This is a genomic window from Planctobacterium sp. R6 (assembly GCF_055755215.1).
The window spans coordinates 210,112-224,989 of record NZ_JBVTQY010000002.1 but is presented as its reverse complement, the minus strand read 5'-3'; the positions used below and the strand labels follow the sequence as shown (position 1 = coordinate 224,989).

Below are 14,878 nucleotides of genomic sequence, written 5' to 3'. Positions count from 1 at the left end.
AAATTAGCAAATCTTTTTCTGGTGAATTTCTTCAGTGATTTTGCTGATAAAATCATCTACAGCAAATTTTCCTAAATCTTCACCTTTTCGAGTGCGGACAGCTACTTCTCCAGCTTCCACCTCTTGATCTCCGATTACCAGCATGTATGGAACACGCCTGATAGTGTGCTCGCGGATTTTAAAGCCAATCTTCTCATTTCTCAAGTCCGACTTTGCTCTAATTCCGTGTTTTTGTAGTTTTTCCGTGACTTTTTTAACGTAATCCGCCTGATTATCGGTAATATTGAGCACCACAGCCTGGGTTGGAGATAACCAGGTCGGGAATTGCCCCGCGTATTCTTCAGTTAAAATACCGATGAAACGCTCCAGTGATCCCAAGATTGCCCGGTGAATCATTACCGGCACTTTGCGCTCGCCATCTTCTGCGACATAGGTTGAACCCAGTCGGCCAGGCATAGAGAAATCCAGCTGGATGGTGCCGCACTGCCATGCCCTTTCAAGGCAATCGTAAAGTGTAAATTCGATCTTAGGTCCGTAAAACGCACCTTCACCCGGCAATACTTCAAACTCAATGTCATTTGCAGTAAGGGCATCGGCCAGGCCTTTTTCTGCTTTGTCCCACATTTCATCGTCACCCACTCGCTTTTCCGGACGAGTAGATAATTTAACGACAATGTTTTCAAAGCCAAAGGTCTTGTATGCCTCATAGACCATTTTGATACAGCCGCTAACTTCGTCCAGGATCTGCTCTTCAGTACAGAAGATGTGGGCATCATCCTGGGTGAAACCACGCACCCGCATCAGACCGTGCAGCGCGCCTGATGGCTCATTGCGGTGACAGCTGCCGAACTCGGCCATGCGCAACGGTAAATCACGATAAGATTTTAAACCCTGGTTAAAGATCTGCACGTGACCCGGGCAATTCATGGGTTTTACGGCATATTCACGATTTTCAGACTGGGTAGTAAACATGTTCTCTGCGTACTTATCCCAGTGACCTGACTTCTCCCACAAGGAGCGGTCCATCATCAATGGGCCTTTCACTTCATCGTAAGTGTAATCCACTAACATTTCACGAACGTACTTTTCCAGTTCTTTGTATATCGACCAGCCATCGTTGTGCCAGAACACCATGCCTGGCGCTTCTTCCTGCCAGTGCCACAGATCCAGGGCTTTACCAATTTTACGGTGATCGCGTTTTTCAGCTTCTTCCAGACGTTTAAGGTAGCCTTTCAGCTGTTTTTTATCCGCCCAGGCCGTGCCATAAATACGTTGCAACATTTTGTTGTTGCTGTCGCCACGCCAATAGGCGCCTGCAACCTTCATGATTTTAAAGTGATGGCAAAAGCGCATATTGGGTACATGCGGACCACGACACATATCAATGTATTCTTCGTGATGGTACAAGCCCGGCTTGTCATCTTTTTCTATGTTTTCATCAAGAATAGTGGTTTTGTAACTTTCACCACGACCTTCAAAGGTATCTCTTGCGGTTTGCCAGTCTACTTTTTTCTTAACAACGTCGTAATTGGTTTTGGCCAATTCCAGCATTCGCTTTTCCAATTTATCCAGGTCTTCCTGGCTTAGCGAATGCTCCATGTCGACATCATAGTAAAAACCGTTGTCAATTACCGGGCCGATGGCCATTTTGGTATCCGGCCATAGTTGTTTGATCGCATGACCTAACAGGTGCGCACAGGAGTGGCGCAAAATTTCCAGTCCCTCGTCATCTTTAGCGGTGATAATTCGAAGCGCAGCGTCCTCGGTGATAATATCGCTGGCGTCGGCCAGTTCACCATTGATAGCACCGGCTATCGTTGCTTTGGCTAAACCTGGGCCTATATCGTTGGCAACATCTAAAATGGAAAGAGGATTGTCGTATTGACGCTGACTTCCGTCAGGGAGAGTAATAACTGGCATGAGTTTTCCTTTTACAGTGGTGACGCCTACCAAACGCCACATGCTAAATTCAGTATAAAAAAGTATGCTTTGCAATCTGGCTTTGTCTATGAAATAACGAGATCCATCAAAACTTGCGCAAATCGCGTCGCGAGTCTAACAACTGACTCGTGAATTTTCCACCCTGGAGTTGGCACAATATGCGGTTAAAACCGTTTTTGAGACATTTTTCACAACCAGCGGGTTTATCCGTCGCCGCTGTTTTATTTTTGCTTTTGCTGCCAGTAAGGTCATTGGCGTGCGAACCCGCGTTAGACTGGCAAGCTGAGCAGGAACAAGCCGGTGTTACGATTTGGCGCGCCGAAGACAGCCAACAGCGCACATGGATAAAAGCGCAAACCCAGGCAGAAACACCCTACTGGAGCCTGCTGAATTTACTGAGAGATACAGCTAACGCACCACAATGGATAGATGATGTTATTCAGGTCGTATCACTACCCGGTACCGATAAATATACCGATCTGGTTTATACCGAGTTTCATGCCCCCTGGCCTTTCAGTGATCGTAAAATGAGCACTCAATCGACCCTGCGTTTTTTTCCTGGCCACCAAAAAATGCACATTCAGGTTGCGCAACATCCTGATTTTAATGACGCCAATCATTTAGTCGCTATGCAAGACATTGAAGGCTGCTGGTCAGCAACACAAACATCTTCGACACACACGCTGATTACCTGGGCCGGAACGGCTAAACCAGGTGGTATTCTTCCTGACTGGTTAGTGCGCACAACCATGAAACAATCAACAATGAATACCTTTCAGGCGCTTAAAACCCAACTTGCGAAAAAAAAATATCAAGAGAAACCATTGGCTTACCCTGAAGTTCCATAAAAATCCGTGATTGCCCCTTAAATTTAGCCAGTTATTCACCATAATTAACAGACTTGCTGCCAGAGCGCACTCTCCTGTTATCAACATGGCATCAGGCAAACAGGTTGGTCAGTTATTAGCAGTGAAAACTGATCTTGGGTAGGTTAACGAACATGTGGCATTTCATCAGTGACAACATAAGTCATGCAATACAGCAGGACTTCATCTGTGATGACATCAGAGAAGTGTCTGGTGGCGATAGTCATCGGGCTTATAAAATATCCGATGGTCGGAGGCGCTTCTTTGTCAAAGTCGATGTGGCTCCACAAAAAGAAAGCTTCGATGCAGAAGCGCATGGACTATCACTGTTGCATGAAGCGGCGCACGTAAGAATTCCCAAAGTTATCTGCACCGGGTCTACTCAGGAACACGCCTATATTGTACTGGAACACCTGACGCTAGGTGACGGGGAATCAACGGACTGGCGGGAAATGGGACGTCAGTTAGCCAAATTGCACCTTCACACCGAAAACCAATACGGTTGTCATTTTAATAACTTTATCGGACGCACCCGCCAGATAAACCAATGGGATACGGATTGGGCGTCTTTCTATAGTGAGCACCGAATTGGCACTATGTTGCGCATGATGGCAACAAACGGTATTCGGTTTGTGAACATAGACTCAGCAACACAGCAAATATACAACTTACTCAAAGGGTACCAACCGGAAGCGTCGCTGCTGCATGGCGATTTGTGGCGCGGCAATGTGGCATTCTTCAAACACACGCCGGTGCTGTTCGACCCGGCCTGTTATTATGGTGACCGGGAAACGGATATGGCAATGACCGAGCTGTTTGGTCCCTTCCCCGCAGCCTTTTACGTAGGATACCGGGAAGTCTGGCCGCTTTCTGATTGCTACCAGCAACGGCGCCCTGTTTATCAGTTATACCATTTATTAAATCATGCGCTAATGTTTGGAGGTGCGTATGTTACAACGGCACAGGAAACGTTAAAACAACTGCAAAAACACTAGCGAAATTAAACACGAGGTCATGATTACCAGAATAGCGAGGCAAACCATGTTCAATGATCATACTTTAAAACATACTGACATTAACTGCCCACATTGCGGGCATCCGGTTCATCTGGATTTAGACTGTAGTAATGGCGACCAGGATTACATAGAAGACTGTGCCAATTGTTGTAACCCAATCCATTTAAACTTACATTTGAATGAAGTTAGCCGAACCGTAGAGCTCAGTGTCAGCTCGGATGACGAACAGATATACTAAATCGCTTTTTTACAGACTAACCTCCCGCTGGGTGATAACCGTTTTTTTGTGGTTGGGGGTCAGTGCGTGTTCACAAAAACCCTTCCTGCAATCAACATTGGACGAATACGGCCAACGCATAGCCTACATCCTGGAGGCAGACTGGCAGGTCACGGCCATCGCTGCCGCTGATAGCATCGCCCCCCAAAAAAAAGCGCAACCGGTAACAGCAACCAGGCAAATTAAGCTCAATGAGTTTTACCAGTTACCTGATTGTGGTATCAAACCCATTATTGCTGAGCGTAACACCACGCTGGGTAAGCTGCAGGCTCCTTCACAACGCTATTTGTACGATTTTCGCTTATATCAGGCGCTCAAAGATTGTCTGGCTCGTACTTCCGACGAAGTGCAGGCCAGTCTGTTGCCGCTACTCGAACAAAAGCAACGTGATGTGCAACAAAACTGGCTGAACCTGATAAACACCAGCCCCGAGATCAGCGTTGCCCTATGGAGCCGTCAGGCCTATTTCAGCGCCGAAGAGGATCACCGCTTTGCCATTCAAAGCTGGAAGCAACTCAGCCAGCACTCACCGGAATCCGCTGAATCGGGTAAAACCGTCGAAACCTGGCGTCTGGAAGACAGTCTGAACAACATAGCCAACGCCAAAACCCCGGCAAAAATCAAAAATGAGATCCGTATAATTAACCAAATATTGCCACGTTTAACTGATTTTATTGCCATTGAGACGGCGTACCTCGACTGCGAGTCTCACCCGGGACACAAACAAAAAGCGCAATACCTGAGCAATGTTTTTAATTTATTTTTCATCCAGAAGATTCAGCCTCATGTTGGCAAAATCAACGCCTGGTACTACCAAATAACGCCAATACTTGCCCAATTGCCACTTGCCGAAAGCAGAGGGAATTGGCTTGCTCCGGAAGAACACCTGACATTCTTACAGCAAATCAAAGAGCACGTAACCGTTTGGCAAAACCTGTTTAAACGTTGCGATGTTGCGGTGCGTACCAGCTGATGGGCTTCTTTGCTTAAAACTCTTGCCAGGTTTCCACGGATTTTGTCACTGAGCGGATTTTTCCTCTCAGAGATTCAATTGAAATCGGTTTAGACAGATAGTCATTCATGCCAGCCGCCAGGCAGCGCTCTTTGTCGCCTTTCATAGCATTGGCAGTTAATGCAACAATCGGTATTCCCCGATATCGACCGCCTGCCGCGCCTGAACGAATGTGCTGCGTTGCTTCAAAGCCATCCATTACCGGCATTTGACAATCCATTAAAATGTAATCAAAACCTTCAGAAGATTTCAGCAATTGCTCAATGGCATCAGCCCCATTAGCCGCTACTTCCACTCTTTGTTTTAGTTCATTGAGCATATGCAAGGCAATCTCCTGATTGATGGGATTATCTTCCACCAACAGTGCCCTTTTGCCTGCCACCTCGGTGTTCACCGCCTCGTTAGTGCCGCCAACTTGTTGGCCATCGTTATCAACCCCTAAAATGGCATTTCTGAAATTAACTGGGGTAACAGGTTTTACACAGGTAGCCACATTGTTGAGTTCTGACTGTAAAGGGTGTTGCGTTGATTTAACAGAGTTCAGTAGCACCAGTTGCCCGCCTTCAGATTGCGCTTGTTTCAGTGCGTTTACCAGTTCCTCTGAGCAGGGCATTTCATCAATCAAAATAAGTACAGGCAATGGGCTTTTTGCCAGACTCTTTACCTTTTCCAGGGCAGTGCACAACATCGCCGGTTTAACCAACAAAAGTCGCGCATTTAAAGCACGCAGGTATTCGCTGAAAAACGGTAATTTGTGCTGCTCGTATATATAAATTACGCGTTCATAAAGTAACGCCAAATCCACTATTTCGGGTTGCTTTTTGCCCGGTAACAATGGCAACGTAATGGTAAATTCACTGCCTTCACCTGCCTGGCTGGCAACACTGATATCGCCGCCCATCATTTGACATAATCGCTGAGATATCGACAGCCCCAATCCAGTACCACCAAACTTTCTGGTGGTGCTGGCATCAGCCTGTGTAAATGGATTAAACAACGTGGCGAGTTTGTCATCCGGAATTCCGATTCCGGTGTCTTTGACGCTAATTGTAAACAACACCCTGTCCTGCTGCTCACTACTGTGAGCAATAACGGCAACGTCGCCGAAGTCTGTAAACTTGTTGGCATTGCCCAGAATATTAGTCAGCACCTGACGTATCCGCCCCGGATCGCCAATCACATATGCGTGCCGTAACTGATGGGCCGACATCACCAGTTGATTGCCTTTATTCACCGCCTCTAACGCCATTGCTTCGGTAACATCGCTTAGCAATTTAATCATATCGAATTCGATCGCTTCGAATTCAATTTTTCCGGCATCCACTTTAGAAAAATCTAAAATGTCATTGATCAGACTTAACAGCGATTCAGCACTGGAGCGTGCCACCCGCAGCCGAGCTTTCTGTTCTGCCGTCAAAGGTGTTAACTCGATCAACTCCAGCATTCCCAATACGCCATTCATGGGCGTTCGTATTTCATGGCTCATCGTGGCCAGAAATTCCGACTTAGTTTTGTTTGCTTGTTGGGCCTCTTCCAGCGCGTGTTTAAGTTCACTGGTTTGTTCATAGACGACATCTTCCAGGTTGCGATTTAACTGCTCAAGTTCCTTGTTTGCCGTTACCGCTTTGCGGCTGGCTGTTTCCAATTCTTTGATACTGGTGCTGAGCTTTTCTGCAAAGCGCCTTATGACCGGCACGATACGTTGAAACTCCTTTACTTCAGAGCTAAATCGAATGGACTTCAGTCGTTGAAAGTCTCCGGAGTCGCTGATAGCGGATAACTCCCGACTAAAACTGACAATGGGTTCGCTAATCTTTCTGGCTAACTTTTCTACTGCCCAAAAACACACCATCAATATCAACGCTAATATCGACAAGGACCAGACCAGATTGGAGGCAACATTCTGCTCATAAATTGTGCGCGGTAGTAAACTAATTACCTGCCAGTTGCTGCCCTCAATAAAACTCCGTTCTGCCATACAATACTCGCCATTGGCAGTCACGAAATAATAATTGCCACGGTCTTTGAGGTGTCTGAGCACGGGTTCTTCACTCATATCCTGTAAAAAATCAAACCCCAGTTCCTCAGAAGAAAAAATGATCCGCGACTCGCTATCCAGAATCAGCAATTGTTGTGAGTGATGTATTTTCTTACGATCCAGATTGGCGAGTCGTTTTAAATTTAAAGACGCTTCCAAAATACCGGTAAACGACCCTGCCCGGTTTTTGGGCACCGACAGCGCAACAATGGGATCATTGCCAAATCCGCGTCCCTGAAATACATCGGATACAAAGGGCTGTTTATTGGCTTTTACCTGATAAAAATAAGGCCGATCGGCCACACTGACAGACGCTGTAGACTGAGACGTGATCGCGGCCAACATTTCGGCTGGGTGCGTTGCAGTGATCATCCCCGCTTTGTCGGTTACCAACAACGTTAAAATGTCCGGATAATTGGTCGCGAGTTGTTGAATTGTCACCGACCAGTTGTCTGTTTGTGTTTGATTTAAATCGGCAGCCAGCTCCAGTACCTGGAGATGTTCCTGCAAGTAACCCTGGAGTTTTAACGCCACCACTTCACTTTCCAGACGCAACTCCTCCTGCAGATAATCCAGCGCTTCTGACTGGTAGCGTTTTAACCAGTAAAAGGTGTTGAGTAATAGTCCGGTTGTTAGCGCTATAAAGATGGCTACCGCAATAATGCGGCTAAAATGAAGGGATTCTCGCCAGGAAGATTTGATATATGGACGTAACAAATAGGCTAAGACATAGCCGAACATCACATTAACAATACCATTGACGATGTATTTAACAGTTATGGCAAATTTTGTAATAACAAAATAATCACTGAAACTAAAATACTGAATGGCGACTACGATCCATCCCGCAGTAAACCAGTATCGGATACCAAACAAAAAAGCACTTTTTTGTCTGACTCTGGCATAAGCGATTACCGCAATTTCTCCCGCAAACGGCAGTAACACATAGAGGTGTTGCCAGTTAAACCAGGTCACTAATCCGGAAATCAGGCAACAGGCAATGCCATACCGGGCCCCCAGCAACAAAGTGACCGCCACCGCAATCACATTTCCCAGAATCAGTTGTGAACCGGTAAAAAAATCGATTGGAAAATAATTTGCAGTGCAAGCCAGCAAAGTGGCTACGGCAAACAATAATATATCGTGGGACTGCAAAGATTCACGCGTCAAGGTAACCAGGCCCCGTCAAAGAATTAAAGAGGCCAAAGTAGCACAATGTAAACGCTTAGATAATCACAATTGACTAATACTTTAGGCGTATAAAGTAACCCAGAAAATATGCAGACAGGTTTTACGAAGCCAGCATGGCGCTCACCATTGCCTGACATTGTTTGTTATTCATATACCTGGGAACCGGATATAAATAGTGAGCCTCTTTTAATGCACCTTTAGCTATCGCCGGGATATCTTCTTGCTTTAGTTTATCCAGCGTCGACGGTATACCGATTTGCTGATTCAGAGCTTTGACCGAATCAACAAACTTTTGCGCTAAAACCGGTTCGGCTTCACTGTGATCACCCAGCCCGGTGGCAACAGCTAATTGCGCCAGACGTTCAGTGGCGGCCGGCAACGAATAATCCAATACTTTCGGTAGTACAATGGCATTAGCCAGGCCATGAGGGGTGTGGTAAAAGGCGCCAAACTGGTGAGCGATAGCATGTACATAACCCAGATTTGCTTTAGTAAATGCCGCACCGGCGTAAAACGACGCCAATGCCATGGCTTCTCTGGCTTCCAGGTTATTACCGTCTTTGTATGCGACGGGTAAATACTTCATTATCATCTTAACGGCGCTGAGCGCATACACATCAGTATCAGGAGCGGCATGTCTGGAAATGTAAGATTCGACGGCATGTGTTAAGGCGTCCATACCGGTTGCTGCCGTTATCTGTGGTGGCAACCCCGTCATTAATACCGGATCTAAGGCTGCGGCTACAGGCACTAATTTGGGATCGATAACCGGTGTCTTCTGGTTAGTATCGGGATCCGACACCACGGCAGCTATAGTTGTTTCTGACCCCGTACCAGCGGTAGTTGGAATGGTAAAAATGGGCACGGGTGCTACTTTGACTTTCAAAACACCCACTAATTTTTTGATGGGGACCGGATTAGTCAGTCTCGCTGCAATGATTTTTGCCGCATCCAGTGATGAGCCTCCACCAAATCCCAGAACCGCATCACATTTGTGAGTCACCCCTAAATCTACACCCGCCTCAACTATCTGGTAGCCCGGATCAGGTACCACCTTATCAAACACCACGAATTCGATATTCAAGGTCTTTAACCGCTGTTCAATGGGTTCCAAAAGCCCCAATTTGACCAACATTTCATCGGTAACAATCAGTAACCGGTTAACCCCCATGTAATTCAGAGATTCACAAAGTTTGAGTGAAGAACCCGCACCAGAATAGATTGTGGGTTTGGGAGCAGGTATAAACACGGTCACCAACTTCAGCATAACCATAACAAATTTGTATAACAAAACCCGAACGGCGAAAGGCATAACGAATGTTCTATAAAACCAAAATTATGTCTAAGTTAGCAACAAAGCTGAAAGGCCACAATGCCTTGATGAATATTTTTTAAACTAGCGTTTAAAACCACTGTATGATCAAACGTATAGCGCGAAACCCTGGGCAAAAACCGTGAAGCAAAACCTTTCATGTTGACTATCAAACCGGGCATAAGATCATTAGTACTAGGGGTATAATTCAAAGGATTGAGAGCGCAAATGTGCTTTTTTCGGGCATAATACCCGGCACCTAAGCCTCGTATTTTGAGGATGAAGGCAGACTGATTAGTTTAAAGCTTTAGCAAGGTCAGTATGTGTCCGCATACCGCGAAAAAATCGTTGGCACTCCTACCCTGTATAATTTTATTGTCAGTGAACAATGGAAAAATAAACATCATCATCGGTATAAATTTGTTTTTTCCTGCACAAATGCGCAATCAATTTCTCAATAGGAATGAGTAATTACTTGCCACAATTAAGGCCTCACCGGCAGTTTATACGACCCTGAAAACAAGGGCCAGGCATTGGCATTGCGAATTAAAAGGTAGCATTACTTCAGCCAGACAAGGACTCAGCAGACAAATACCTGCCAGGTACTTGTCAGTGATTAGCGGTATCGATGGATTTTAGAATTAATAGCGATGGAAGAGTTTTAACAGAAGTTCTTTTCTGGCTACTGCGTAACTGGTGGGCAGCGCTTTGATACCCATGCAGTACAGCTGCCATGAAAAAGCAACTTTACCAGGTACAGCCAGCATCATGGGGGTTTTCAACAACAGTATCAGCCCCACGTGCAGCAAGTTAAGGGGCTCAAAAAACAGTGCCCGACAGTAATTTGCCAATGCAGATTTTAATGGCAATTTTCTGAGATATTCGTGGTATACGAATTCATCATTGTTATTGTCATCCGTGGACGCCATAACTACTCCACCTTTCTATTATGTGAAAGTTCATACTAGCTCTGTTCGCCAGTCTTTGCACTATTCATTTTGCAAACCTGTACTTTTTAACTAGAAGCTCGCGCCACAGGTCTGATTTTTAAGGATAATTAAATTGTAATTAAGACACACTTTTTTGCATATTTAAAGTACCAACGGACTTCAATTAACAATTTTGCAATGAGAAAGCACTTTCTGAATAAGGTTCTGATTTAAGTCAGGTTACACCGCTTGTAACTGTTCTTCGAAAAAACGTACATAATCAATGCGGTAGCATCTGGCTGAGGTAGGTTCAGATATTTCTTCACTGTGATGTAGCCCCAAATCGATGGTTCTTTTAGCCAAAAAGTGATTGGAGCGGGTGGAATAAAATGCAGTCACTTTAGGACGAAACACCATGTCATTATTCAGATCCGTAATCACGGCGATTTTTTCACTTTTCAGTTTAACCAAAGAGCCAATAGGATAAACACCAATACACTTGATAAACTTACACACCAGCTCTCTGTCGTATTTTGATTCTGAATATTTGAGCAATAATTTTAGTGCATTGGCGGCCAAAATGGGTTTTTTGTAAGGCCGCTCTGAAATCATCGCATCGTAGGTGTCAACGATAGCTAACATGCGACTATACAGACTGATTTTATCCCCGCTAATACCTAATGGGTAACCGGTACCATCTGATCGCTCGTGGTGACTACGAATCGTATTTAAAACCGTTTCGTTTACCTCCTGAAACGGAGCCAGTAATGCCACCGATACTTTAACATGTTGCTGCATCACCTTATTTTCGGCGGTGGTGAGCTTTCCGGGTTTATTTATTATCTTTGCCGGTATCTTCACCATTCCGATATCGTGCAGTAAACCGGCAAGTGTCAGTTCATTAACAATGGCTTCTTCAAAACCCATAGCTCTGGCAAATGCTGCCATCAAAACACCGCAATTTACCGAATGTTCGTAGTGATACCCGCCCTTTTCGCGCATTTGAGTTATACACAACAGGGCATTCGCGTTGCGATCCAGGGAGGCACCTACTGCAGCCACTATTTTGCTTGTGGCATTGAGGTCATAATCCAGACCTTTATCAATTGCATTAAACAGGCGCTTCTGGATATTTTTAGCGTTTTTGTATAGTGCCGAGGCACGTTTTATTTCGATTTTAAAATCAACATTGCCAGCGGGCGCTTTGGTATCCGGCACTGACTCGCAAAGCCTGGAACCCGAGTTTGCGGAATTTATGAAACTATCTGCTTTGAGTCGCACACATTTACTGACATCGACTACAACTTCCAGAATTCCCTTATCCTTCAGCCAACTAATGACGCTCTTGCTTTTGATCGTGCCCTGACTGGTGATCTTGAGGTTTCCGGTTTGTTTCACCACAGCCTCCACAAACATTCCTGTTTGCAGATCATCAATACTGACTTTTTGGAAGTGCGACATGGCCCTGTTCCCCAGACTAATTTCACGCCATTATGAGCTGGGGTATGGGGCTGTCAATGGGGGGCAGAAACGCCCATAAACTATGAAAAAGGATGATCCGAAAATCATCAAAACAAAGAATAATGTGTATTTTTTACTACACATTTATATTGCTGAAATTCCTTAAATATCAGTTGGTTGAATAAATTTATGGCAATTTTTGAAGATTTTCAGCCATTCAGGGAGAACGGCCTTTCGCAATTACTTATCGGGCTTTATCAGGAACCTTCATGTTTCTTCATAGAAGACCGGCAGATTACCTGGATTTTTTGGGTGTCGCAGTTGCCCAGGGGTTGTTCACGTCAGGTTGCCGTTTGGGCTGAGTGTATACGGGTTTGATACCTTTGTGTTTGCGATATAAATTTTCTACTTTTTCTCTGGCCCACGGCGTGCGGCGCAAAAATGTCAGACTGGATTTCACACTGGGATTACTTTTAAAACAGTTGATGTTAACGCGGGCGCTGAGCCCTTCCCAGCCCAGCGCTTGTTGCAACTCTGTCAACATTATTTTCAGGGTAACACCATGTAGCGGGTCCGTACTATTCATCACTGTCCTTTTTCACATGATTCCAGGCATTACTGTAATCCAGATCGGGCTTGCTGCTGACTGGCGCCTGTCTTTTTTCCTGGTTTGACCATTTTACCCTGATCTTATTCCCTTCCAGTACTTTGCCATTGAGCGCGTCGATGGCCTTGTCGATACTTTCTTGCTCGGTAAACTCAACAAAGCCGAACCCCTTTGACAGACCGGTTTGTTGATCCATTACCAGCTGACAAGATTCAATCTCGCCATATGGCGTAAACATTGTTTTTAAATCTGCTTCAGATAACGACCTGGGCAGATTGCGGACTAATATACTCAACGGATTCCCCACTTAGGTTAGTGTGCCAATGATACCACAGTTAATTGAAAGTCCCGGTACTGGCACTCTTACGCCATATAATTATGGTGGATATGAACAAATATTAAACAAAAAATAGTCAAACACCAATTTATCCTGTATGCTCCCCGGCCCTTCACATCGGGTGAAGCTTCATTTTCAATTTTTCGTTCCGGTTCAAGATTTTATTATATGACATTTGACTCTCTTTCCCTTTGTACTCCCATTTTAAACGCTTTAAAAACTCAGGGATACACGTCTCCTACTGATATCCAGCAACAGGCGATCCCTGCCGTATTGGCTGGCAAGGATGTTATGGCGGCGGCGCAAACAGGTACAGGCAAAACCGCGGCATTTACTCTGCCACTACTGCATAATTTGGCAAACAGTCGTCGTCGCGCCAGTCACAATCAGGTGCGTGCTCTGGTGTTGACACCTACCCGAGAATTGGCTGCGCAGGTTGCCGATAATGTTATGAAATACGGTAAAGAGTTGAATCTGAATTACAACGTGGTTTTTGGCGGTGTTAAAATTAATCCGCAAATGATGAAACTGCGCAAAGGCACCGATGTACTTATTGCTACACCGGGACGCCTGTTGGACTTATACCAGCAAAATGCCGTTAAGTTTCAACAGCTTGAGACTCTCGTTTTGGACGAAGCCGACCGAATGCTGGATATGGGCTTTATTCACGATATTAAAAAGATTCTTGCCTTGTTGCCCAAAAAACGACAAAACCTGTTGTTTTCTGCCACCTTTTCAAAAGAAATCAGAGATCTGGCGAAGCGTCTGGTTAACGACCCCATTGAAGTTTCTGTAGCGGCAGAAAACTCTACCGTAGATCGCATCGAACAATGCGTGCATCCGGTAGATAAAAACAAGAAAACGCGCCTGTTAGTTCATTTGGTCAAAAGTGAAAACTGGTTCCAGGTGTTAGTATTTTGCCGCACCAAACACGGAGCCAACCGACTCACCACCGACTTGGTGAAAAAAGGCATCCCGGCGGCTGCAATTCACGGTAACAAAAGCCAGGGGGCGCGTACCAAAGCACTGGCGCAGTTTAAAGACAATAAAATACAGGTTTTAGTGGCTACTGATATCGCAGCGCGGGGGATTGATATCGCAGAACTGCCACATGTCGTTAACTATGATTTACCTAATGTGTGTGAAGATTACGTGCATCGCATTGGTCGAACCGGGCGAGCCGGTAAAAATGGCCGGGCTATCTCTTTTGTCTGTCACGCTGAAAACGAACAACTCCACGCGATAGAGCGCTTTATTAAACTGAGAATTCCCAAGCAAATTGTGGAAGGTTTTGAGCCAGGTCAGGCGTTACCCGCAGAACCCAGCAAGCCGGTTAAATCAGGTGCTCCCAAGCGCAACAGCAGCGGTAAACCTGCAAATGCGGGCCAAAAGCGCCGCAGACCAGCTAAGGCAAGAAAAACCAGCGGAAACGACGCGCAACCGGGTAAAAGCAACCCATGGCAAAGCAAGAAGCCTAAATCCGCCAACAGATCTTCGGTGACCAATAATCAGTAAGCAGCAACGAGGAGCTATTTGTACTGATAGTTCCTTGTTTCATCGTTATTAAATTTTGTCTGATGACGCTTTAACTCATTCTCTGCAGATTGAGCTTTGGTGTTCCAAGTCTGAACAAGAGGCCGTTCCGTCTAATTAGTATAATGAAGATGGCTTGCTTTGTTTAAGAGCAAACATAAATGCGCATTCTAGCCTTTTCGATGTCCCTCAGCGCCAGTCACTCTTCGTTGTCTCTGATTAACGTGCCCGGCGAAATTTCCCCTTAACTTGTCAATATCATTCCGATTTTAGTCGCTATAGACTCGTTTTATGAAAAGACACAAATTAAAATAATATTCGCGAAATTTTCACATAGAATACAACGCCTTGTGATAAA

General features: G+C 45.3%; 12 protein-coding genes. 5 read left to right on the top strand and 7 right to left on the bottom strand.

Going from position 1 to position 14,878, the window contains the following annotated elements:
- Positions 1-3 precede the first annotated feature (3 nt).
- Positions 4-1,920 carry a threonine--tRNA ligase gene (gene thrS, locus AC0J20_RS02815; RefSeq protein ID WP_229527660.1) on the bottom strand — a complete coding sequence of 639 codons (1,917 nt, stop codon included), beginning with the start codon at positions 1,918-1,920 and terminating at the stop codon, positions 4-6.
- Between the two features lie 272 nt (positions 1,921-2,192).
- Between thrS and AC0J20_RS02810 the strand changes: the two genes are divergently transcribed.
- The 4 genes from AC0J20_RS02810 to AC0J20_RS02795 all read left to right on the top strand — a co-directional run bounded on the left by AC0J20_RS02810 (position 2,193) and on the right by AC0J20_RS02795 (position 5,073).
- On the top strand, positions 2,193-2,789 hold the full coding sequence (locus tag AC0J20_RS02810; RefSeq protein WP_473020518.1) for an SRPBCC family protein: 597 nt from the start codon (positions 2,193-2,195) through the stop codon (positions 2,787-2,789).
- 152 nt (positions 2,790-2,941) lie between these two features.
- Complete coding sequence (locus tag AC0J20_RS02805; protein ID WP_473020517.1) at positions 2,942-3,802, top strand: fructosamine kinase family protein; 861 nt, start codon at positions 2,942-2,944, stop codon at positions 3,800-3,802.
- 46 nt (positions 3,803-3,848) lie between these two features.
- Entirely contained in the window at positions 3,849-4,061 is a 213-nt protein-coding gene (locus AC0J20_RS02800; protein WP_229528036.1) for a CPXCG motif-containing cysteine-rich protein, read from the top strand.
- Positions 4,042-5,073, top strand: a complete 1,032-nt coding sequence (locus AC0J20_RS02795; RefSeq protein WP_473020516.1) for a DUF3080 family protein — start codon at positions 4,042-4,044, stop codon at positions 5,071-5,073. Before AC0J20_RS02800 ends, AC0J20_RS02795 begins: the two co-directional genes overlap by 20 nt.
- Positions 5,074-5,086: 13 nt before the next feature.
- Here the strand turns inward: AC0J20_RS02795 and AC0J20_RS02790 are convergent, their stop codons facing one another.
- The 6 genes from AC0J20_RS02790 to AC0J20_RS02765 all read right to left on the bottom strand — a co-directional run bounded on the left by AC0J20_RS02790 (position 5,087) and on the right by AC0J20_RS02765 (position 12,945).
- The gene (locus tag AC0J20_RS02790; protein ID WP_473020515.1) at positions 5,087-8,320 is read right to left on the bottom strand and encodes an ATP-binding protein; all 3,234 of its coding nucleotides are present in this window, start codon (positions 8,318-8,320) and stop codon (positions 5,087-5,089) included.
- 121 nt (positions 8,321-8,441) lie between these two features.
- Positions 8,442-9,653: an iron-containing alcohol dehydrogenase gene (locus AC0J20_RS02785; protein ID WP_473020514.1), complete on the bottom strand. Its 1,212-nt coding sequence runs from the start codon at positions 9,651-9,653 to the stop codon at positions 8,442-8,444.
- Positions 9,654-10,294: 641 nt separating this feature from the next.
- Complete coding sequence (locus tag AC0J20_RS02780) at positions 10,295-10,582, bottom strand: hypothetical protein (protein WP_229527666.1); 288 nt, start codon at positions 10,580-10,582, stop codon at positions 10,295-10,297.
- A 240-nt stretch (positions 10,583-10,822) separates the two neighbouring features.
- Positions 10,823-12,043 (bottom strand): HD-GYP domain-containing protein, encoded by a 1,221-nt coding sequence (locus AC0J20_RS02775; RefSeq protein WP_473020513.1) that lies wholly within the window; start codon positions 12,041-12,043, stop codon positions 10,823-10,825.
- Between the two features lie 295 nt (positions 12,044-12,338).
- Entirely contained in the window at positions 12,339-12,629 is a 291-nt protein-coding gene (locus AC0J20_RS02770) for a VF530 family protein (RefSeq protein WP_473020512.1), read from the bottom strand.
- Entirely contained in the window at positions 12,622-12,945 is a 324-nt protein-coding gene (locus tag AC0J20_RS02765; RefSeq protein ID WP_473020511.1) for an RNA recognition motif domain-containing protein, read from the bottom strand. The genes AC0J20_RS02770 and AC0J20_RS02765 overlap by 8 nt, the downstream gene beginning before the upstream one ends.
- Positions 12,946-13,155: 210 nt before the next feature.
- Between AC0J20_RS02765 and AC0J20_RS02760 the strand changes: the two genes are divergently transcribed.
- Positions 13,156-14,502 carry a DEAD/DEAH box helicase gene (locus AC0J20_RS02760; protein WP_473020510.1) on the top strand — a complete coding sequence of 449 codons (1,347 nt, stop codon included), beginning with the start codon at positions 13,156-13,158 and terminating at the stop codon, positions 14,500-14,502.
- Positions 14,503-14,878: the final 376 nt, after the last annotated feature.

Coding starts and splice junctions, on each gene's coding strand:
- thrS (WP_229527660.1), bottom strand. CDS start 1,920: ATGCCAGTTATTACTCTCCCTGACGGAAGTCAGCGTCAATACGACAAT.
- AC0J20_RS02805 (WP_473020517.1), top strand. CDS start 2,942: ATGTGGCATTTCATCAGTGACAACATAAGTCATGCAATACAGCAGGAC.
- AC0J20_RS02800 (WP_229528036.1), top strand. CDS start 3,849: ATGTTCAATGATCATACTTTAAAACATACTGACATTAACTGCCCACAT.
- AC0J20_RS02795 (WP_473020516.1), top strand. CDS start 4,042: ATGACGAACAGATATACTAAATCGCTTTTTTACAGACTAACCTCCCGC.
- AC0J20_RS02785 (WP_473020514.1), bottom strand. CDS start 9,653: ATGCCTTTCGCCGTTCGGGTTTTGTTATACAAATTTGTTATGGTTATG.
- AC0J20_RS02780 (WP_229527666.1), bottom strand. CDS start 10,582: ATGGCGTCCACGGATGACAATAACAATGATGAATTCGTATACCACGAA.
- AC0J20_RS02775 (WP_473020513.1), bottom strand. CDS start 12,043: ATGTCGCACTTCCAAAAAGTCAGTATTGATGATCTGCAAACAGGAATG.
- AC0J20_RS02770 (WP_473020512.1), bottom strand. CDS start 12,629: ATGAATAGTACGGACCCGCTACATGGTGTTACCCTGAAAATAATGTTG.
- AC0J20_RS02760 (WP_473020510.1), top strand. CDS start 13,156: ATGACATTTGACTCTCTTTCCCTTTGTACTCCCATTTTAAACGCTTTA.